This window comes from Variovorax sp. H27-G14 (genome assembly GCF_046156345.1).
Taxonomy (GTDB): Bacteria; Pseudomonadota; Gammaproteobacteria; order Burkholderiales; family Burkholderiaceae_C; genus Variovorax.
In genome coordinates this window covers 194,839-213,571 of sequence record NZ_JAYLVN010000009.1, presented here as the reverse complement: position 1 = coordinate 213,571, position 18,733 = coordinate 194,839, and the positions used below count along the sequence as shown (strand labels likewise).

At 66.6% G+C, this 18,733-nt stretch carries 17 protein-coding genes; 3 read left to right on the top strand and 14 right to left on the bottom strand.

Features of this window, described 5'->3' with window-relative positions; genetic code table 11:
- Nucleotides 1-48 precede the first annotated feature (48 nt).
- The 12 genes from VLK31_RS21540 to VLK31_RS21485 all read right to left on the bottom strand — a co-directional run bounded on the left by VLK31_RS21540 (nucleotide 49) and on the right by VLK31_RS21485 (nucleotide 13,519).
- On the bottom strand, nucleotides 49-1,095 hold the full coding sequence (locus VLK31_RS21540) for a DUF2167 domain-containing protein (protein WP_409170475.1): 1,047 nt from the start codon (nucleotides 1,093-1,095) through the stop codon (nucleotides 49-51).
- A 125-nt stretch (nucleotides 1,096-1,220) separates the two neighbouring features.
- Nucleotides 1,221-2,798 carry an amidase gene (locus tag VLK31_RS21535; RefSeq protein WP_409170474.1) on the bottom strand — a complete coding sequence of 526 codons (1,578 nt, stop codon included), beginning with the start codon at nucleotides 2,796-2,798 and terminating at the stop codon, nucleotides 1,221-1,223.
- A 76-nt stretch (nucleotides 2,799-2,874) separates the two neighbouring features.
- Nucleotides 2,875-3,567 (bottom strand): ATP-binding cassette domain-containing protein, encoded by a 693-nt coding sequence (locus VLK31_RS21530; RefSeq protein WP_409170473.1) that lies wholly within the window; start codon nucleotides 3,565-3,567, stop codon nucleotides 2,875-2,877.
- On the bottom strand, nucleotides 3,561-4,319 hold the full coding sequence (urtD, locus tag VLK31_RS21525; protein WP_409170472.1) for an urea ABC transporter ATP-binding protein UrtD: 759 nt from the start codon (nucleotides 4,317-4,319) through the stop codon (nucleotides 3,561-3,563). The genes VLK31_RS21530 and urtD overlap by 7 nt, the downstream gene beginning before the upstream one ends.
- Nucleotides 4,316-5,440 carry an urea ABC transporter permease subunit UrtC gene (gene urtC / locus VLK31_RS21520; RefSeq protein ID WP_409170471.1) on the bottom strand — a complete coding sequence of 375 codons (1,125 nt, stop codon included), beginning with the start codon at nucleotides 5,438-5,440 and terminating at the stop codon, nucleotides 4,316-4,318. Before urtC ends, urtD begins: the two co-directional genes overlap by 4 nt.
- A 3-nt stretch (nucleotides 5,441-5,443) precedes the next feature.
- Nucleotides 5,444-6,337 carry an urea ABC transporter permease subunit UrtB gene (gene urtB / locus VLK31_RS21515; protein WP_409170470.1) on the bottom strand — a complete coding sequence of 298 codons (894 nt, stop codon included), beginning with the start codon at nucleotides 6,335-6,337 and terminating at the stop codon, nucleotides 5,444-5,446.
- An 83-nt stretch (nucleotides 6,338-6,420) separates the two neighbouring features.
- The gene (locus VLK31_RS21510; protein WP_409170469.1) at nucleotides 6,421-7,668 is read right to left on the bottom strand and encodes a transporter substrate-binding domain-containing protein; all 1,248 of its coding nucleotides are present in this window, start codon (nucleotides 7,666-7,668) and stop codon (nucleotides 6,421-6,423) included.
- A 265-nt stretch (nucleotides 7,669-7,933) separates the two neighbouring features.
- The gene (locus tag VLK31_RS21505) at nucleotides 7,934-8,533 is read right to left on the bottom strand and encodes an ANTAR domain-containing response regulator (protein WP_409170468.1); all 600 of its coding nucleotides are present in this window, start codon (nucleotides 8,531-8,533) and stop codon (nucleotides 7,934-7,936) included.
- 12 nt (nucleotides 8,534-8,545) lie between these two features.
- Nucleotides 8,546-9,691, bottom strand: a complete 1,146-nt coding sequence (locus tag VLK31_RS21500) for a transporter substrate-binding domain-containing protein (RefSeq protein ID WP_409170467.1) — start codon at nucleotides 9,689-9,691, stop codon at nucleotides 8,546-8,548.
- Between the two features lie 136 nt (nucleotides 9,692-9,827).
- Nucleotides 9,828-10,514 (bottom strand): Fe2+-dependent dioxygenase, encoded by a 687-nt coding sequence (locus VLK31_RS21495; RefSeq protein WP_409170466.1) that lies wholly within the window; start codon nucleotides 10,512-10,514, stop codon nucleotides 9,828-9,830.
- A gap of 21 nt (nucleotides 10,515-10,535) precedes the next feature.
- Entirely contained in the window at nucleotides 10,536-12,893 is a 2,358-nt protein-coding gene (locus VLK31_RS21490) for a TonB-dependent receptor (protein ID WP_409170465.1), read from the bottom strand.
- Nucleotides 12,894-13,096: 203 nt separating this feature from the next.
- On the bottom strand, nucleotides 13,097-13,519 hold the full coding sequence (locus tag VLK31_RS21485) for a cupin domain-containing protein (protein ID WP_409170464.1): 423 nt from the start codon (nucleotides 13,517-13,519) through the stop codon (nucleotides 13,097-13,099).
- A gap of 135 nt (nucleotides 13,520-13,654) precedes the next feature.
- Here VLK31_RS21485 and VLK31_RS21480 point away from each other — a divergent pair, with 135 nt between their 5' ends.
- Nucleotides 13,655-13,969, top strand: a complete 315-nt coding sequence (locus VLK31_RS21480; protein WP_409170463.1) for a UBP-type zinc finger domain-containing protein — start codon at nucleotides 13,655-13,657, stop codon at nucleotides 13,967-13,969.
- Nucleotides 13,970-14,031: 62 nt separating this feature from the next.
- Here the strand turns inward: VLK31_RS21480 and VLK31_RS21475 are convergent, their stop codons facing one another.
- Complete coding sequence (locus VLK31_RS21475) at nucleotides 14,032-16,236, bottom strand: TonB-dependent receptor (RefSeq protein WP_409170462.1); 2,205 nt, start codon at nucleotides 16,234-16,236, stop codon at nucleotides 14,032-14,034.
- 285 nt (nucleotides 16,237-16,521) lie between these two features.
- Nucleotides 16,522-16,869 (bottom strand): hypothetical protein, encoded by a 348-nt coding sequence (locus VLK31_RS21470; RefSeq protein WP_409170461.1) that lies wholly within the window; start codon nucleotides 16,867-16,869, stop codon nucleotides 16,522-16,524.
- A 168-nt stretch (nucleotides 16,870-17,037) separates the two neighbouring features.
- On the opposite strand from VLK31_RS21470, the gene VLK31_RS21465 reads away from it, so the two are divergent.
- Nucleotides 17,038-17,790: a hypothetical protein gene (locus VLK31_RS21465; RefSeq protein ID WP_409170460.1), complete on the top strand. Its 753-nt coding sequence runs from the start codon at nucleotides 17,038-17,040 to the stop codon at nucleotides 17,788-17,790.
- 364 nt (nucleotides 17,791-18,154) lie between these two features.
- A complete protein-coding gene (locus VLK31_RS21460) occupies nucleotides 18,155-18,607 on the top strand; it encodes a putative Ig domain-containing protein (protein WP_409170459.1) in 453 nt (150 codons plus the stop codon).
- Nucleotides 18,608-18,733: the final 126 nt, after the last annotated feature.

Sequence of the window (18,733 nt, the reverse complement as noted above, 5' to 3'; positions counted from 1 at the left end):
TCTGCGCTGGCACTGACAACAGCACCGGGAGCAGCAACTGCAAAAGCGTCAGGCCGTGGGCGGCTTCGGCGGCTCGTTGAAGGTGTCGTGCAGGGGCACATCTGCGGGGGTTGCAGCGGCGGGCATGGCCACCATCGCCGGCTCCTTCTTCTTCGTGAAGAACTTGCTGATGCCCCACAGCACGCCGCCCACCGCCACGATGGCCAGCTTGGCGAACTTGGCGACAAAGGCCAGCACGATGGCGATCAGCCCCAGCTTCTTCACCGCCACGCCGGCCACCAATGCGGCCAGGCCGTAGGCGGCAACCTTGTCGGTGGAGGAGTTGAAGTCCGCGTACTTCTTGCCGTCGTCGTACTGCAGCGCGGTGAGCAGCTTGGCGGCGTCGGGCTTGAACTTGTCCAGGTCCTTGGCGTTGGTGATGAGGTTCAGGCTGATATAGCCGTCGCGGCCCAGCGCGTAGGTGTTGTAGTTGACGCCCTGGTTGTCGTCGGCGCCGCCCTTGCGCTTGGACAAGGCCGACCACACCAGGCGGTGCGCGCCGGACTCGTACTCGGGCTTTTGCGCCCAGCCCGTGACCTCGATGGACGGAATGCCGCGCTTGGCGCGTTCTTCGTTCGCGGCTTCGGTGCCTTCCTTCAGGCTCTTGAGCAGGTCGTCGGCGTTCCAGTCTTTCGCGTCGTCGTCCTTGATGTAGCCCTCTTTCACAAACTTGACCACCGCCATCCAGTCGGCGTCGTCGGCGGGGAACACCGCGCCCAGAAAGGTGTCGTCGGTGCGGTTGCCCATGGCGCGCATCAGTTGCGCGGCGGCGGGCGTGGGCACCCACACGTAGCCTTCGGGCAGCTTCAGGTGGGCCTGGTCGCGCAGGGTGATGTCGGCGGGGCCGACCTTCTGCACGGCCTTGGCGGCTTTGAAGGCGGCCTCTTGTTCGCTTTCCAGCGAGGTCTCGGCGGCACTGGCTGCGGAGGTTGTCGAGGCGGTGGTCGAGGCGTTGGTCGACGGGGTGGATGGCGATGCAGCCTGGGCGGTGTGCGCCACGAAAGCGGCGCACGCGAGCAGCAGGCCGGCCGTCAGGCGGGCGGGTTGAATACGCAAGTTCTCTCTCCTCGGTTGTTATGAATTTGGCGAGCGAGAAGAGTGTAAATAGCTTGCCTAAGAACCCGCGTTGCAGTCCGTGCACCAGCCCGCGCGATGCTCGCGCTACCCCGAGCTACCCCGAGCTACCCCCTCGAAAGCACCGGCGGCTTGCGGTGCCGCGTCGCCGTTTCGTAGTCGTGCGCGTAGGCCAGCAGGTCGGCCTCGCTCCACAGACGCCCCACGAACAGCAACCCGAAGGGCGCACCGGATTCGTAGTAACCGGCCGGCATGGTGACTGCCGGCAGGCCTGCGATGTTGATCTCTCCCACGGTCGTTTCCTGAATGGTCTGGCCCGTGCCGCTGGGCGGCAGTTCTTCGCGCATCTGCGGAAACACCAGGCCGTCGAGCCGCTCGCGCGCAAACACCTCGTCCACGATGCGCAGGTACGCCTCCTTCAGCGCAATGAAGTCCGGCAACGCCGGCGGCTTGGAGGGCGAAGCGAGCGACGCCGCAAAGTCGGGCAGGTTGTGCATGAAGGCCAGCACGCCGCCTTCACCAAAAGCCGATTGGCTCGCGGTTGCCGCCGCAAATTCGTCGAAAGTTTTCAGCGCCGCATTCGGGCCCAGCCGCTCCAGATAGCGTTGCAGGTCGTAGGGCACCGACTCCATGCCGCGTGCATCGAAGTTGGGCAGCGGCGTTGTCGGCTGGCGCAGGGCGGCAAAGCCCGATCCCGCAAACGGGTCGTCGACCAGCACCGCGCCCAGCGCCCTCAACTCCTGCGCGGCACGCGCGTACAGCCGCTGTGTGGGCGGCGACAGCGGCTGCGCGCGCCAGCCCGGCCCGTACAAACCCAGCCGCACGCCCTTGAGCGACTGGCTGCCGAGCCTGGCCGCGTAGCCCAGCGCGGGCTTCTTGCCCACGCCCGCGAGCGTCTTCGGGTCTTCGCTCGAATAGCCTGCCAGCACGTCCAGGCACAGCGCTGCGTCTCGCACGCAACGCGCAATGGGGCCCACCACGTCGCGGTTGCCCGACAGCGGCATCACCCCCGCGTTGGGAACCAGGCCGATGGTGGGCTTGATGCCGACCAGGTCCTGTGCCGACGCTGGGTTTTGAATGGAGCCGCCCGTTTCCTCTGCCAGGCCGAGCACCGCCATGCCGGCGCTCACCGCGGCGGCTGTTCCGGCACTGCTGCCGCCCGGCACCCGCCCGGGCATGGCCACGTTCAGCGTGGGCCCGGCCCAGCTGTCGTCGGCATGCGTGCCGGTGTGGCTGAGCACGGGCACGTTGGTCTTGCCCAGGATGACGGCGCCCGCGGCGCGCATGCGTGCCACCACGGGGGAGTCGGTGGCGGGCATCAGGTCGACGCCGCCGGTCTTGCTGTAAAGCAGCGACCAGCCCGCCGTGGTCGGGAAGCCGACCATGTCCATCGGGTCCTTCACCACGACCGGCACACCCGCCAACGGCCCCAGCGCTTCGCCGGCCAGGCGGCGCTGGTCGATGGCGCGCGCGTCGTCAATGGCGGCTTCGTTGATGAAGATGACGGCGTTGTAGTGCGCGTTGAAGGCGTCGATCTGCTTCATGCAGGCCTCGGCGAGGCTTTGCGCGGTGAATCTGCCGCTCGTGAAACCTTCTTGCACCTGCGCTACGGTCAAGGTGCTCAGGTCGGGGGCGGCCGCGTCGGTGGGGGGCGCGCCTTCGTTGGCCGAATCGAAATAGCTCATGCTCGAACTCCTGGTGATGGATGGGGGATGGGGGATGGGGGCGAAGCCGCAGCCGGAACCGTGGCAGCAGGTGCGCTCAGAAAGTCATGTGCCGGTCGACCACTTCGTCGGTCAGCCCTTCGATGGGGCCGCTCTGCACGATGGAGCCCTTCTCGAACATCGCGAAGTGGCTGGCCACGCGGCGGGCGAAGCCGATGTTCTGTTCGACCAGCACCATGGTCATGCCGAACTCGCGGTTCAGCCGCGTGATGGCCGCCTCGATCTCTTCGACCACCGAAGGCTGGATGCCTTCGTTCGGCTCGTCGAGCAGCATCACCTTGGGGTGCGCCGCCAGCGCGCGTGCCAGCGCCAGCTGTTGCTGCTGGCCGCCCGAGAGCACACCGCCGGCGCGCTCCAGGTTGGCCGCTAGGTAGGGGAACAGCTCCAGCGCCAGCGGCGGAATTGTTCGCGGCCCGCGGCCGGCAAAGCAGCCCATCAAGATGTTCTGCCGCACGCTGAAGTCCGCAATGATTTCGCGGCCCTGCGGCACATAGGCGATGCCGCTGCGCGCGCGCAGGTGGGTGGGCATGGCGTCGATGCGAACACCCTCCAGCTCGATGGCGCCGGTCGAGCGCACCATGCTGCCCATCAGCGTGCGCAGCAGCGTGGTCTTGCCCATGCCGTTGCGCCCCAGCACGGCGGTGATCTTGCCGGCGGGTATGACCAGGTCGACGTTCTGCAGGGCGTGGCTGCGGCCGTAGAAGCCGTTGAGGCCGGACAGTTTCAGCATGGCGATGCAATCCCGTGAGAGCCGAGGTAGGCCTGCCGCACCTGCGGGTTGCGCTCTATCTCCGCAACGTTTCCTTCGGCCAGCACGCGGCCCAGGTGCAGTACCGTGATGCGCTCGGCAATGTCGCGCACGAACGCCATGTCGTGCTCCACCACCAGAATGGTGTGACTGCCGCGCAGTGTCTTCAGTATTTGCGCTGTCTTGCGCGTTTCCGCCTGCGTCATGCCGGCGGTGGGCTCGTCGAGCAGGATCACCTTGGGGCGCTGCGCAATCAGCAGGCCCAGCTCCAGCCATTGCGTGTGGCCGTGGCTCAGGTCGGCGGCCTGGCGCTGCTGCACGCTCTCCAGCCCGATGAGCGCGAGGATCTCGTCCACGCGCTGCTCGTCCTGCCGGGCAAAGCCCCAGCGCAGGTTACGAAGAATCGAGGGCTCGCGCGTGGCCGCCACGCACAGGTTCTGCCGCACGCTCAGTTCCCTGAAGACGCTCGGTATCTGAAACTTGCGCCCGATGCCGGCACGCGCCACGCGGTACTCGGGCCAGTGGGTCACGTCGGTGCCGTACAGCGCAATGCGGCCTTCGGTGCTGCGGGTCTTGCCCGAGACGAGGTCCATCAGCGTGGTCTTGCCCGCGCCGTTGGCGCCCAGCAGCACGCGCAGTTCGCCCTCGGCCACCTGCAGCGATACGCCGTCCACCGCCTTGAAGCCGCCGAAGCTCACGCCCAGCGATGTCAGTTGAAGTGCGATGGCGGTCATTGCGCGCTCTCCAGCTCGCGCCGCGCCGCGCGGGTGCTCCAGCGCTCCAGCATGTCGTGCACCCAGCCGCCGATGCCCTTGGGCAGGTACAGCACCACCAGCACGAAGGTCAGCCCCACGATCACGCGCCAGGCCTCTACCAGTGACTGCGTTTCGCTGGCGGTCGCTTCCAGCATGTTGATGAGGATGGCGCCCACGCATGCGCCCAGCAGCGACGCGCGGCCCCCCACGGCGGCCCACACCACCATGGTGATGGAGAACGCCAGGTCCATGAAGGTGGGTGACGCAAACTCCGCCACCACCACATAGAGCATGCCCGCCAGCGCGGCAATGCCGGCGGACAGCGCGAAGAAGAAGGTCTGGTAGTGCGCCACGTCAAAGCCCAGATAGCGCGCGCGCTGCGGGTCGCCCGAGGTGGCGCGCAGGATCAGCCCCGCGCGCGTGGCCAGCAGCAGCCGCGCGCCCACCAGGACCACCGCCAGCAGGCCGGCAACCAGGTAGTAGGTCGAGGTGCTGTAGGGGTCGAACTCGTGCGCCGCAATGCGCAGCCAGGCCAGGTCCGACAGGCCGTTGAAGCCGTTGGTGAGCGGCTGCGCATCGACCAGCAGCAGCCGCACCAGCAACACCAGCGCCAGCGTGATGATCGAGACGAACACGCCCGCTATGCGTTTGCGGAACACGACCGCGCCCAGCACAAACGCCACCGCCACCGGCAACAGCACGCCCATCAGAATGCCGAACCCCTGGTAGCGAAACGGCAGCCACAGAAAAGATCCGTGATTGATGCAGCACAGGTCGATGAGCGCGCCCGGCTCGGCGTTGGACAGCATGAAGTCCGGCACTGGCCCCTTGCCGCCGTGCTGCAGGCTGGTCGGGCTCGCCATCTTCAGCGACATGGCCAGCATGTAGGCCCCCATGCCGAAGAACAGGCCTTGCCCCAGGTTGAGAATGCCGGCATAGCCCCAGCACATGGCAATGGCGATGCCGAGCATGCCGTACACCAGGTACTTGGCGAGCCGGTTGAGCCAGAAGCCGTCGAGCACCAGCGGCGCGGCGGCCACCAGTACCAAAAAAATCGCATAGGCCGCGAAGGTCGCGCGCCGGTCCAGTTGGGCCACCATGTCTTACCGTCCCTTGAACGAGAACAAGCCCTGAGGGCGAATGACGATCAGGCCGATCACCAGTGCAAACACCGCGGCGCGCGCCACGATATCGTTGGTGATGGCCGCGACCACGCCGTTGACTTCGCCCAGCCCCAGCGCGACCACCACCGCGCCCAGCAGGCTGCCGACACCGCCTGCCACCACCACCAGGAAACTGTCGACCACCAGCGCGGTGCCCATGTCGGGCGACACCGTCTTGAAGCCCGCGACCAGAACGCCCGTGATGCCCGCCAGGCCCGCGCCGAAGGCAAAGGTCCAGGCGTTGACGCGTTGCACGTCGATGCCGCAGGCCGCGGCCATGCGCGGGTTGCGAATGATGGCGCGCACCTGCATGCCGATGCGGGTGCGGTACAGCAGCAGCCAGGTGGCCAGCGTCAGCACCAGCGTGCTGGCGACGATGAACGCGCGGTACGCGTTGATCGACGTGCCCGCAATCTGGAAAGCGCCCTGCAGCTCGGCCGGAACGCGCATGTTCTGCAGCCCCGGCCCCAGGCCTTCGATGTGGATGCCGAAGAACGCGAGCCCGCCTTCGAGCCGCACGAACTGCTGCACGAGGATGGCCACGCCCCAGGTGGCGAGCAGCGTGTCGCCCAGCCGGCCGTACAGGCGGCGCACCACGCAGCGCTCTATCAGGAAGCCCAGCGCCGCGGTGAGCACAAAGGCAATCGGAATGGCCGCGTACAGGCCCCAGCCGAGCCAGATCTGCGTCATGACCGCGGCATACGCGCCCACCATGATCATCTCGCCGTGCGCCATGTTCACGACGCCCATGGCACCGTAGATGATGACGAGGCCGAGCGCGGCCAGCAGAAGAATCGAGCCCACGCTGAGGCCGATCAGAAGTACATCCAGCATGCAGGGAACTCTTTGGAAGATGCGAGAGACGCGCGCGGCTCCCGCCCGCACAGATGGCGCGCGGGCGAGAGCCGCAAGGCGCGTCAGATCTTGGCGGTGTCCGCGCCCTTGCGCGTGCAGATCAGGTTGGCGTCGGTCTCGCCGTAGGCCGAGTACGGCAGTGGGCGAATAGGCTGCGCGCTGGCGTCCACCACCTTGCTCTGGCCGTCGGCCTGCCACTGGCCGATGCGCGGCGTCACCCACGCGTGCAGGCTCTCGGGGTCGATGCGCACCTTGCCGCCGGGCGCGTCGAAGCTCTGCCCGCCGATGTTGGCGCGAATCGCGTCGGCCGTGGTCGACTTGCCGGCCTCCACCGCCTGCTTCCACAGAAACACCTGGAAGTAGGCCGCCTCCAGCGAGTGGTAGGTCACGGCCTTGGGGTCGTTCACGAACTTGCGGTAACGCTCGATGAACGACTTGTTCGCGGGCGTGTCAATGGACATGAAGTAAGGCACCGACGTGTAGCTGCCTGCGGCGTACTCCGCGCCCATGGCGGCGATCTCGATCTCGCTGGTCACGGTGGCACAGATGGGCACGGTGGCCTGCGACATGCCCTGGTTCTTGTACTCGCGGTAGAAGGACACCAGCGAGTCGCCGACCACGTTGGACAGCACCACGTCGGCGCCCGACTCCTTGATCTTGCGCACCGTGGTCGCCCACTCGGAATGCCCCAGCTCCAGGTACTCGTCGGCCACCCACTTGGCGCCCGACTGCTCGATCAGCTTCTTGCTGACCTTGGCCATTTCGCGCGGGTACACATAGTTGGAGCCGACGATGAAGAACTTCTTCTTGCCCAGCTTTTGCACGATCCAGGGAATGTAGTTGCCCAGTTGCTGGTTGGCGACCGCGCCGCTGTACACCACGTTCTTGGAGCACTCGTAGCCCTCGTAGTGCGTCTGATAGAACAGCATGGCGTTGCGCCGCTCGAACACCGGCAGCACTGCCTTACGGCTGGCCGAGGTATGGCAGCCGAACACCGTTTCGATGCGGTCGCGCGTCACCAGCTTGGACGCTTTTTCGTTGAAGGTCTTGGGGTCGGAGGCGCCGTCTTCGAGCACCACCTCCACCGGGCGGCCCATCACGCCGCCGGTGGCGTTGATTTCGGCCACCGCCATGCGCACGGCGTTGGCGAGCATCTTCTCCACGATGGAGAGACCGCCCGTTTGCGAGTACAGCGCGCCCACCTTGATGGGGTCGGCCGCGAAGGCGGAGCGCATCCACGCGGGGGAAGACAGCGCGGCGGCCGAAGCTGCAGAAGAAACAAGGAGGCGGCGACGAGAAGTTGTCAGCATGGCGGAACCTTAAGACGTGAGGCAGCACTGCATGGCTGCCGAATGGTTGATGAACCGTGTCAAGCGATACCAGCCGACGGCACTGTCGGGCGCGGGCAAAAAAAAACCCACTCCGCAGCGATGCACTGCGGTGTGGGCTTCATTGCCAGCATTCAGAAGAACACACATGGTTCCCTGAAAGAACCGCACCAGCGCCTGAAGATCAAGGGTGGTGCAGCCACTGCGCCAACGTATTCGGCTGGCGCAGTGCGGTGATGCTAGCGGGTTAGTTTGCGGCTTGCAACAGTGTTTCCATGTTGATGATCGAACTGGCAATCTGCTCCATGGAAAGCCGCTTCGACATGGCCTGCGCGCGAATCGCCTGGTAGGCCTCGACCTCGCTGATGCCCTTGGAGGCCATCAGGATCGTCTTGGCGCGGCTCATGGCCTGGTCGCTTGTGATCTTGCGGCGCAGCTTGCGGTTTTCCTTCAGCAGCGCCTGGCGCTCCGCCCAGATGCTGCGCGCCGCAATCAGGTTGGCGAGCAGGCCGAAGGGCTTGATGGGCTTTTGCACCACCGCGAACGCACCGCTCTCCAGCACCAGTTGCAGCGTGGTCGGGTCTTCGTAATTGACGATGGCGATGACGGTGGGCTCGGGCTTGGGCAGCGACTTGAGCAGCGCCTCCGTCGCATGCCGGGCCTCGCCTTCGATCAGCAGAAAAAGCACATCGGCGTTGGACACCAGATTGGGCGGCACCGGCCAGACGATGCTCACCATGCACCCTACGCGGCGCAGGTGGCTGACCAGCGCGTCCCCTTCTTCGTCCGGCGGATGCACCACCACAACCTTCAGCTCGGGCAGCTCTCGCAGCAGGGATATCGCCATGAGGCTCTCCGGTCAGGCCGAACGGCCCGCAAGTGGATCGAACCGGCTCTCGTACATGTACGGGTCCGGCTTCACGCGAATGCCCGGGTCGTCCACCACCTGGAAGGTGCCGCCGGCATCCACGCGTGCCACGCGCGGCCACAGGTAGGTGTGGTGGTTTTCCTGGTCGATGCGGACCTTGCCCTGCGGCGCCTCGAACTCGTGGTCGTGCAGGTGCGGCAGCATCAGGTCGAGCCGGTCGTCGCCCGCGCGCGCCAGCGTCTGCGCATAGAGCTTCACCTGAAAGTAGGCGGCCTCCGCGCAGGCGGTAATGGGCAGGTCGGGGCCGAAGCGCTTGCGGTACGCCGCCACGAACTTCCGGTTGGCCGGGCTTTGCAACGTGGAGAAATAGGGCGCCGCGGTGATGCTGCCTTCGGCCGTGCCGGGGGGCATCTGCGCAATCTCCGCCTCCTGCGTGGACTGGCTTGCAATGGGATGCGTGCGCTGGTCGAAGCCGGCCTCGCGGTAGGCCTTGTAGAAGTGCGCGATGCCGTCGCCCACCACGGTCGAATACACCACGTCGGGCTGGGCCACCTGAATGCGCCGCATCACCTTGGCCATGTCGATGTCGGCCACGCGCAGCGGCACGTACATTTCGTCGAGCACCTCCCCGCCGGCCTGGCGGAACAAGTCCGCAATGATCCGGTTCGACTCGTAGGGGTACACGTAGTCCGAGCCGATCAGGAACAGCCGCTTGCCGAAGTTTTGCGTCAGGTAGCGCACCAGCTGCACCGAGTTCTGGTTGGGTGCCGCGCCGGTGTACACGCAGTTGGGCGAGTACTCGAAGCCCTCGTACAGCGTGGGGTAGAACAGCAGCGCGCGGTGCGCCTCGACCACCGGCAGCACGGCCTTGCGTGTGCTGGACATGTAGCAACCGAAGATCACCGCCACGCCTTCGGTGTCGCACAGCTGCTTGGCCAACTCGCGGTACTGCTTGGGGCGCGAGCCGGGGTCGTGAATCACCGGCTCGATCTGCCGGCCGAGCACGCCGCCGCTCTCGTTGATTTCCTCGATGGCCAGCAGGGTGCCGGCCTGCTGCGTTCGCTCCACCGCGGCGGTCACGCCGGTGGTGGAGAACAGGACACCGACTCGCCAGGTTCGCGCTCTGGATGTGCTCACGATGGGTCTTTCAAAAAAAAAGCTCCCAACGGTCCGGGGAGACCGTTGGGAGCTTCACTGCTCCGGAGTATCGGGTTGGGGTAGAGGCGCTGCGCGGCACCACCGGTTCGGCGCACTTTACAGCACGGGGCGCATTTCAGGTGTCGCTCCATTTGCGAAGCAGGTTGTGGTACGTGCCCACCAGCGTGCGGCGCGCCGCTTCGTCCGCGCCGCTCTGGTTGAGCCGCTGAATGGCGTTGTCCAGGTCGAACAGCAACGCGCGGTCACCCGCATCGCGCACCAGGCTCTGCACCCAGAAGAAGCACGCGGTGCGCACGCCGCGCGTGATGGGCGTCACCTGGTGCAGGCTGGTGGCGGGGTACAGCACCATGTCGCCGGCCGCGAGCTTCACGGTCTGCATGCCGTGCGTGTCTTCCATCTGCAGCTCGCCGCCGTCGTAGCTGTCGGCGTCCGACAGAAAGAGCGTGGCCGACAGGTCGGTGCGCAGCTTGCGCCCGCTGCGCGGGTCGATGCGCACGCCCCCGTCCACATGCAGTCCAAAGCGCATGCCCTCGCTGTAGCGGTTGAACATGGGCGGGTACAGCAGGTTGGGCAAGGCCGCGCTGATGAAGGTCGGGTGCCGCTCCAGCGCCTCGGCCACGATGGCCTGGCATTCATGCGCCACCGCGGAGCCTTCGTCGATCTGCTGGTTGAACTTGACCGGCGCGCCCTGGTGGCCCGCGGTCACGCGCCCGTCGACCCATGCATCGCCCGCGGCCGCCAGGCGCTCGCGCACCGTGGCAAGCGCTTGGGCGTTCAGCACTCCGGGAATGCAGACCAGCATGCGGTCGGGTCCTTCAGCAGTTCAAAGACGGTAGGTGAGCGACAGCGTGGCCGCCCGGCCCGAGCCCGGCACCGCGCGACCGCCGTCCGAGGGAATCAGCGCGTCGTAGTAGTGGCGGTTGGCCAGGTTGAACAGGTTCAGGCGAATGTCGTACTTGGGCTGATGGTAGGCCACCATGGCGTCCAGCCGGGCATAGCCGCCGACCTGCACCAGGTCGGTGTTGTTGGCGAAGCGCTTGGCGCTGTAGGTGGTGCCGCCGCCGATTTCCCACTCGGGCGTGAGGGCGTAGGTGGCCCACAGGCTGGCCGCGTCCTTGGGCGTGTTGGCGGGCGTCTTGCCCAGCGTGCCGGGCGCAATGCCGTCGATGATGGTGGCGTCCAGATGCGTGTAGGCGCCGAACAGCTGCAGCTTGTCGGTCACGCGGCCCGCCACGCCGGCGCGCGCGCCGTTCACGCGCACCGTGCCGGTGGCGCTGTAGGTGCCGTCGCTGTTCTGCGAGCGTGCATTGGTCTGCGTGATTTGAAACGCAGCCGCCGTGAACGACAGGTTGCCGTCGTTCATGTCCCACTTGCCGCCCACTTCATAGGCCTTGTTCTTTTGCGGCGGCAGTGGCTGCGTGCTGCCGGTGGTGGCCACCAGCTGCTCGAGCGACGGGTTGAACGACGTGCTGTAAGACACGTAGTAAGACTGCGCGGGCGTGGGCTGCCAGATGGCGCCGGCGCGCACGCTGGTGAAGTCGACCGTTTGGCTTTCAGCCGCGAGCGAGGTCGCGGTCGTGATGCTGTTTGCGATGTTCGCGCGGTAGTGGTCCTGGCGCACGCCGCCCACCAGCTTCCATTGCGGGCTGAGCTCGACCGTGTCGTTCACGTAGCCGGCCACGGTGGTGGCGCTGGCGGTGGCCAGGTTGCCGGGCAGCGCGGGCGCGGTGCTGGGTGTGTTGCCCTGGTAGGGCGCGAGCAGCGGCGAGCAGGTGGCGTAGCCGCTGGTGCCGCCCACGGGGTTGAGCGCCACGCCGGCGCAGGTGCCGTTGCGGTAGTAGGCCTGGTTGTCGTAGGTGTCGTGGCCCAGCTCCAGGCCTGCGAGCAGCGTGTGCTTGAGGGTGCCGGTGTCGAACTTGGTGTTCAGCTCGGTCAGGTTGAACAGCGACTTGTCGTGGATGGTGCGGTCATGGCTTTGCTGGCGCACCCACAGGCTGCTGAGCGGCAGCGTGGAGAACGCAGCGGCCGGCACCGCCGTGGTGCCGGTGGAGAAGGGCGTGAACACGCCCTTGGCCGACAGCGTGCCAAGGGCCTGCGGCGCGGTCTCGCGCGCGTCGGTGGTCACGTCGTTGTAGGTGGTCTGGTTGCGGATCGACGTGTCGGGCGTGAGCTTGTGCTGCACCACCGCGCTGAAGGCCTGAATGTCGGAAATGGTGCGGTCGTCGCTGAAGCCGAAGGCCGTGTCGCGGTCGACCTTGGCCGGGTGGCCGTTGAGCGGGGGCACGCCGTAGTCGGGCTGGTCGCGGTTGTGCTGCACCAGCGCGGAGAGCGTGACCTGCGTGGGCGTGTTGATGCCGAACTTCAGCGACGCGTCCAGCCCGAAGTCTTTCAGCTTGGTCTGCTCGCGCGTGCTGGCGTCGCCTTGCTGGCCCATGGCCGCGATGCGAAACGCCGAAGTGTCCGACAGCGGGCGGTTGATGTCGATGGTGGAGCGCACCAGCCCGGTGGTGCTGGCCGACACCGACACTTCGGCCGCGGGCGTGAGCGACGGCTTCTTGGTGACCTGGTTGATCACGCCGCCGGTGGAGCCGCGCCCGAACAGCATCGACGATGGGCCCATCAGCACCTCGACCGAGTCGAGCGCGAAGGTGTCGCGGTAGTACTGCGCGCGGTCGCGGGCGCCGTCCAGGTAGATGTCGGTGCGTGCCGAGAAGCCGTTCAGGTTGATGTTGGTGCCGATCTGCCCGCCCTCGGCGCCGCCGATGGTCAGGCCCGGCACGTTGCGCAGCGCGCTTGCCAGCGAGGTCGCGCCCTGCGACTGCATCACCGCTTGGTTGATGACGGTGATCGACTGCGGCGCGTCGCGCAGGTCGGCCGGCAGGCGACTGAGGGAGGCGGGGTTGGCGCCGAAGCCGGTCTTGTCTTGCGCGCCTTGCACCTGCACCTCGCGCAGGGTGGCGGGGACGGAGGTGCCGGGTGTGCCTGTGGTGGCTGTTGTGCTTGTGGCGCCGGCGGATGAAGGCGAGGGTGCGCGGGCCGGCGCGGTGGGCTCGGGCGACGACTGGGCGAACGCGGCGGGCAGCGAAGCGCAGAGTCCGAGCAGGGCGAACGCCACGGGCGTGAGGCGGCGCGTGGCGCGCAAGGAGCGCAAGTAGCGGGAAGGGCGGCGGGTGCGGGTCATGGGCGGTTTTCCGGGAGGTGCCCGGGCGAAGGCCCGGGCCGGGCGGCGCAAACAAAAGCACCACCGGCGGAAATTCTGGCCGCGAATGAATCTTATTTGTATGGTTTAACTGAGGGTGTTTGACCCGCGATACAAAACCCGGTTCTTTACCTGTCAAGTCAGGTCGTAGGCAGCTTTGTGGCTGCTGGAGCGGAACGCTGCGTTCAGCGCCACGGCGTGGGCGGCGGAATTTCGCACACGGGCTCCACATCGATGCTCTTGAAATCCGCCGGCGAAACGATCTCCAGGTACTCCATGTCCGGCGAATAGTCGAACAGGTAGTGCCGGATGCCCGGGCGCTGGTGCACCACGTCGCCGGCCTCGACCAGGGTTTCCTTGTCTTCGTACATGAACCGGGCCCAGCCCTTGACCATGATCACGATCTGAAAGTCCGCCTCGTGGCGGTGCCAGCCGGTGCCCGTTTCCGGTGCCATGTTGGCCTTGACCAGGTGCGCGATGACCTTGCCGTGCGTGGCCTCGGCAATGCCCAGGTCGCGGTAGACGAAGAAGTCGCGCAAACCGCCCGGCACGAATTCCGTGTCGCCGGGTTTCACGTGGGAGAACTGGGTGGCCGTACGGTCCAGCATGGGGCGCTCCTTCGCAGGGGGTGGTGGTGCGGTGCAACACGCATAAAGCGTTCCTGCGCTCGACCAGGGGCAGTGCAGGGCGCCATGGCGTAGCCTTCGCCCTTCGAACGCTTTGCACTTCAAGGGAACCACGCCATGACCAAGCCCAAGCCCTGCACCCACACCGACAGCATTCACCACGTCACGCCCAGCGCCAAGGGCTGCGAGGAATGCCTGAAGACCGGCAGCCCCTGGGTTCACCTGCGCCTGTGCCGCACCTGCGGCCACGTGGGCTGCTGCGACGATTCGCCCCACCGCCATGCGCGCGCGCATTTCAAGGAAACGGCGCACCCGGTCATCGAAGGCTACGACCCGCCCGAAGGCTGGGGCTGGTGCTTCGTGGACCGCGTCGCGCTGGACCTGGGCACTGACACCACGCCGCAGGTCGGGCCCATTCCCCGCTTCGTCTGACGGCGCGTTCGGCGCCGGGCCCGCCGCTCAGGCCGCAGGCCACACGCTGCACGCTTGCCCCGTCAGAATCTGGCGTTCAGCGTCACGCGGAAGGCGCGTGGTGAGCCTGGCGTGATGTTGGTGTTGCTGTTCGCGTTCAGAAAGTACTTCTTGTTGAACAGGTTCTCCACGTTGAGCTGCATCTGCACGTTCTTGTTCAGCGTGAAGAACACGGCCGCGTCGAAGCGCGTGTAGCCCGGCAGCACGACGTTGGGGAACGGCGACGCAGTGGTCACGATCTGCTCGCTCGACGCGAACATCTTCGACTGGCGAATCACGCCCAGGCCGGCGCCCCACATCGGCGTGAAGTCGTAGCGGTTCCACAGCGCCAGGGTGTGCTTGGGCACTTGGCCGACGGTGGCGCCGGCGCGAATGGTGGCGGAGGTGTCGGCCTTGAACTTGGCGTCGGTGTAGGAGTAGCCGCCCGCCACGCTCCATGCCGGCGTGATGTTGCCGCTCAGGCCCAGCTCGAAGCCCTGCGTGCGCTGGCCGTCGCTCAGGATGGTGCGCGTGCTGGTCGGGTCGGTTGGGTCCAGCACCACCACGTTGGAGCGGTCCAGGCGGTACAGCGCGGCCGTGGCGGCCAGCGAAGAGGTCACGTCCCACTTGGCGCCGATTTCGTAGTTCTTGAACTTCTCGGGCTTGAGCGCCGCGTTGCTCAGGCTCAGCGAGGCCAGCTGGTCGCCGGCGCGCGGCTGGTAGGCAATGCTGTAGTTGGCGTACAGCGAGAGCGGCTCGATCGGCTTGTAGATCAGCCCCACGCGCGGCGACACCAGGTCGTCGTTGGTCTTGAAGCGGTCGCCGTTGCGGTTGTTGCGAAAGTCCACCTTGAACTGGTCGTAGCGCAGGCCGGCCACCACCTGGAACTGCGGGCTCAGCTCGATCTGGTCCTGCACGTACAGCGCCGCCACGGTGGCCTTGCCGCTGTTGTTGGCGTCGGTGGCCGACTGGCGGTACACCACCGGCAGGTTGGTGGTGGGAAACGCCAGCGGCACCGTCACGCTGGTGGCGGTGTTGTTGAAGTAGCCGGTGTTGCGAAAGTTGTTGGTGTCCTGCTGGCCCAGCTCGGCGCCCACCAGCAGCTTGTGCTTGATGCCGCCGGTGTTCAGCGAGAAGGTCAGGTCGGTCTGGTTGAACAGGCTCTTGCGCGAGGTGGCGTTGTTGTAGGCGTTGATGGCCACGCCGGTGCCCGCTGCGTTCACCGCGCCGGGGAACACGTTTTGATAGAACTTGTCCTGGTCCGACCAGCGCGTGCGGTTGCGCAGCTGCACGCCGTTGTCGAACTCGTGCTCGACCAGCACGTTGAAGGCGTCCAGCGTGGAGCCCGTGGGGCTGCCCGCGGCGTTGCCGAAGAAGGTCGACGGCGAGGTCACCACCGGCACGCCGCGGAACGACGTGATGCCGCGGTCGGCAATGCGGCTGTCCTTGAAGTGCTCGTAGCCCAGCGTCACCAGGGTCTTGGCGCTGGGGCGCCAGCTGAGCGTCGGGTTGATGCCCGAGCGTTCAAGCCACACGCCGTCGCGGTAGCTCTTCGCGTTTTCATACAGGCCGTTGAGGCGAAACGCCAGCTGGTCGTTGATGGGCTGGTTCAGGTCGACCGTGAGGCGGCGGTCGTCGTGCGAGCCGAGCGTGACCGAGCCGGCGTAGAAGGGCGTCCACTCGGGCTGCTTGCTCACGCGGTTGATCAGGCCGCCCGTGGCGCCGCGCCCGAAGATCATCGCGTTGGGGCCCTTGAACACTTCCACGCGCTCGATGTTGTACAGGTCGCGGTAGTACTGCACGTCGTCGCGAATGCCGTCGATGAAGAAGTCGCCGGTGGTGCTGATGCCGCGAAAGATCGGCGTCTCGCGGTTGCCTTCGCCCTGCGCAAAGCCCACGCCCGGCACGTAGCGCACGGCCTCGGCAACGCTCTGCACGGCGCGGTCGCGCATGTTGTCGCTGGTGATGACGCTGATCGACTGCGGCGTGTCGCGCAGCAGCGTGTCGGTCTTGGTGGCCGTGGTGCTGCGCGGGGCGGCGTAGCCCTTGTCGCCTTCGCCGGTGACGGTGACCGCGGGCAGCGAGTTGCCCGATGCGGCCGAAGCTGCCGGTGCAGATTGCGCCCATGCGGGCAACGCGCACAGCGTCATCGCGGCGCTGGCGGTCAGCAGCTGGACGGCCTGGACGATCGAGCGCTGCGCAAAGGTGACGCCCGCGTCTTGGGCACGCAGGCTGGAGTTCTTGTTCATGGTGAAGGCGGAGAGAAAAGGAAAGGGGCGCCAGGGCGCCGGCCAAAAAGGCGAGCGTCGATTTCGGTTCCTTCCTGAAGCGGCCGCCTGGAAGGAGCGCAAATACGACCTATTCGCAATTTGCGGCGAATGTAGAAGCAAGCAGTAGTACTGTCAAGTGCTACTGTTTTTGGCCGAATGCGGCCGCAATGAGCGTTCTGCCTGGCAATGTAAAGAGAATGTCACGGCAACGGCAAAGCAGCAGTGGGTCTTGCAACTGCTACGAAAACCTTCGGAAAAGCAACGTCAGGGCGTCTTGCCGGGCGTTTTTTCGACGCGTGGCGTGCGCACGCCGCTGATCTGTCCGCGAACCACTTTCCAGAAGTTCTTGGTGCCGTCGAGCAGGCGCCAGGCGTTGGAGCGGTGCGCGAGCACACCCACTTCGGGCAGCACGTCGCGCAGGTTCTTGATGCCCAGGATCTTGAGGTACTTGCGGATGGTGGTCGGGCTGTGGATCAGCATCATCACGCGCCAGCCGTAGTGGCGCCCGAGCATCAGCATGCCGATGGCGCTTTCGAGCTCGTCGAGGTCGCCGTTGAAGTCGTCCACGGCGCGGTCGACGATGCCCAGGATGTCCGGGTCTTTCAGAGCCATGGCAGCAGCGGGAACATCGGGCACATCAGGCACATCTTGGGGGTGGTCATCGGCACGGCGGCAGTGTCGCACGGGGTGTGCGCGAACCCCATGAGAGAATTTGGCAAATGCAAATCATTTTCATCGAGATGAGCGGCTTCACACCCTTGGCTTCCTCCGCAACCTGACATGTTCGACGCCTTTGCCGTCACGCTGCGCGAATTCGCGGAACTGGTGCTGATCGTCGGCTCGCTCGGCGCCTACCTGCACAAGAAGGGCCGGCGCGAGCTGTTCGCCTGCATCGGCTGGGGCTTGGTGCTGGGCTTGATGCTGGCGTCGGCATTGGCGTTGGTGCTCATCGATGCGTCGTTCGGCAGCGCGGCGGAGGCTGCGCTGGCCGCCGCCATGGGCTGCGGCATGCTGGTGATGGCCATTGGCATGGGCGCGTCGGCTGGCAACATCCGCGGCCGTGTGCAGCTCTTCTTCGACGCGTGGCTCGAGCGGCCTGGCGCCGGCATTGCGGTCATCGCGTTCGTGGCACTCGCGTCGTTTCGTGAGTCGCTGGAAGTCGCCGTGTTCGCTCGCGCCATTCATGTGCGTGTCGGTGTCTCCGACACATTGACCGGCATGGCGCTGGGCGTTGCCGCCGCGGGCTTGCTGTGGCCTGCGTGGCGCTGGCTGCACATGCGCGCGGGCCTGCTGATGGTGTTCCGCCTGTCGGCGCTGGTGCTGTCGCTGCTGTCGATTCAACTGCTGCTGCATGGCGTGGCGCAGTTGCTGCAAACGCCGATGTTCGCTTCGGCCGGCCCTGGGCTGGTGGCGGCTGTGGAGCCGTTTCTGGCGGGTGGTCCGCGCTACGGTTTCTTGTGCGCCGCGCTGATGCTGGGGCCTGTTGTGTTGCTGATGCGCGGGTGGTGGCGTCGCGCGGGGACTGTGGACTGAACTCGGTGTTTTGCTGAGGCTTGAGTTGGTCGGGGCGACGCTCACGCCGACGGGGTGCCTTGCTCCGCGAATGTCCTCCGCCCTTCGGGCTCCCCCTTTATTTCGCTGCGCAAGGCACCCCATCGGCGTGAGCGTTGGACAGCGCCGGGGTTGATCGTGCGATCACCAGCAGCGTGCCCAGGTGCACAGGGCGTCGGGTACTCCCCGCAGCGAAATAAAGGAGGAGCGAAGCGGGGGACATTCGCGGAGGGGAGTACCCGGCGGCCTGTGCACACGCCCCGAACAAAGAGCCCCAAACACCCTCTTCGGCGGCACGGCGACGCAGACCGAGGCGAAGAGCAGCTCCAGCTCGCTGGGGGTGGACGTGTCGGCTTCAGGCTCGAGCCTGCAGCCAGAGAAGAAGGCGGGTGGCACAGGCACCGGCACCGGCACCACCCCAGCCAAGGATCCGCTCGCCCAGAAAAAGGGCAGCGGCGTTGCCTCCGTCGGCGTCGAGACCGAGTCCAGCAACACCAGCCAGAAGACGTCGTTGAGCGGCGGCCAGGGCGTGACGGTGACGCAAGGCACCGCGAGCCCCGCAACGCGCCAGATCACGGCCAGCGTGCCCATGCCCGACAAGCTGCCCGCGGGCAAGACGGTCGCGGCCACCACCGCCGACGGCAAGCCGCTGCCGACGTGGCTCAAGCTGGACCCCGCCACCGGCAAGTTCAGCGGCAACCCGCCGGCGGACTTCAAGGGCGAGCTGAAGGTCAACGTCAAGGTGCCGCAGGCCGACGGTTCGGTGAAGACCGTGCCGATGAGCTTCTCGGGCAACTAGCAGAAGACGAACGCGACGCGCGGGTTGGGGGGTGTCACGGCCGGGGCGGCGCTCGCCCCGGTCGGCGTTCGCGCCGTGGAAACCCTGCGCGGGACAGCGGTATCGGCCGACTCTGCATGATCCACG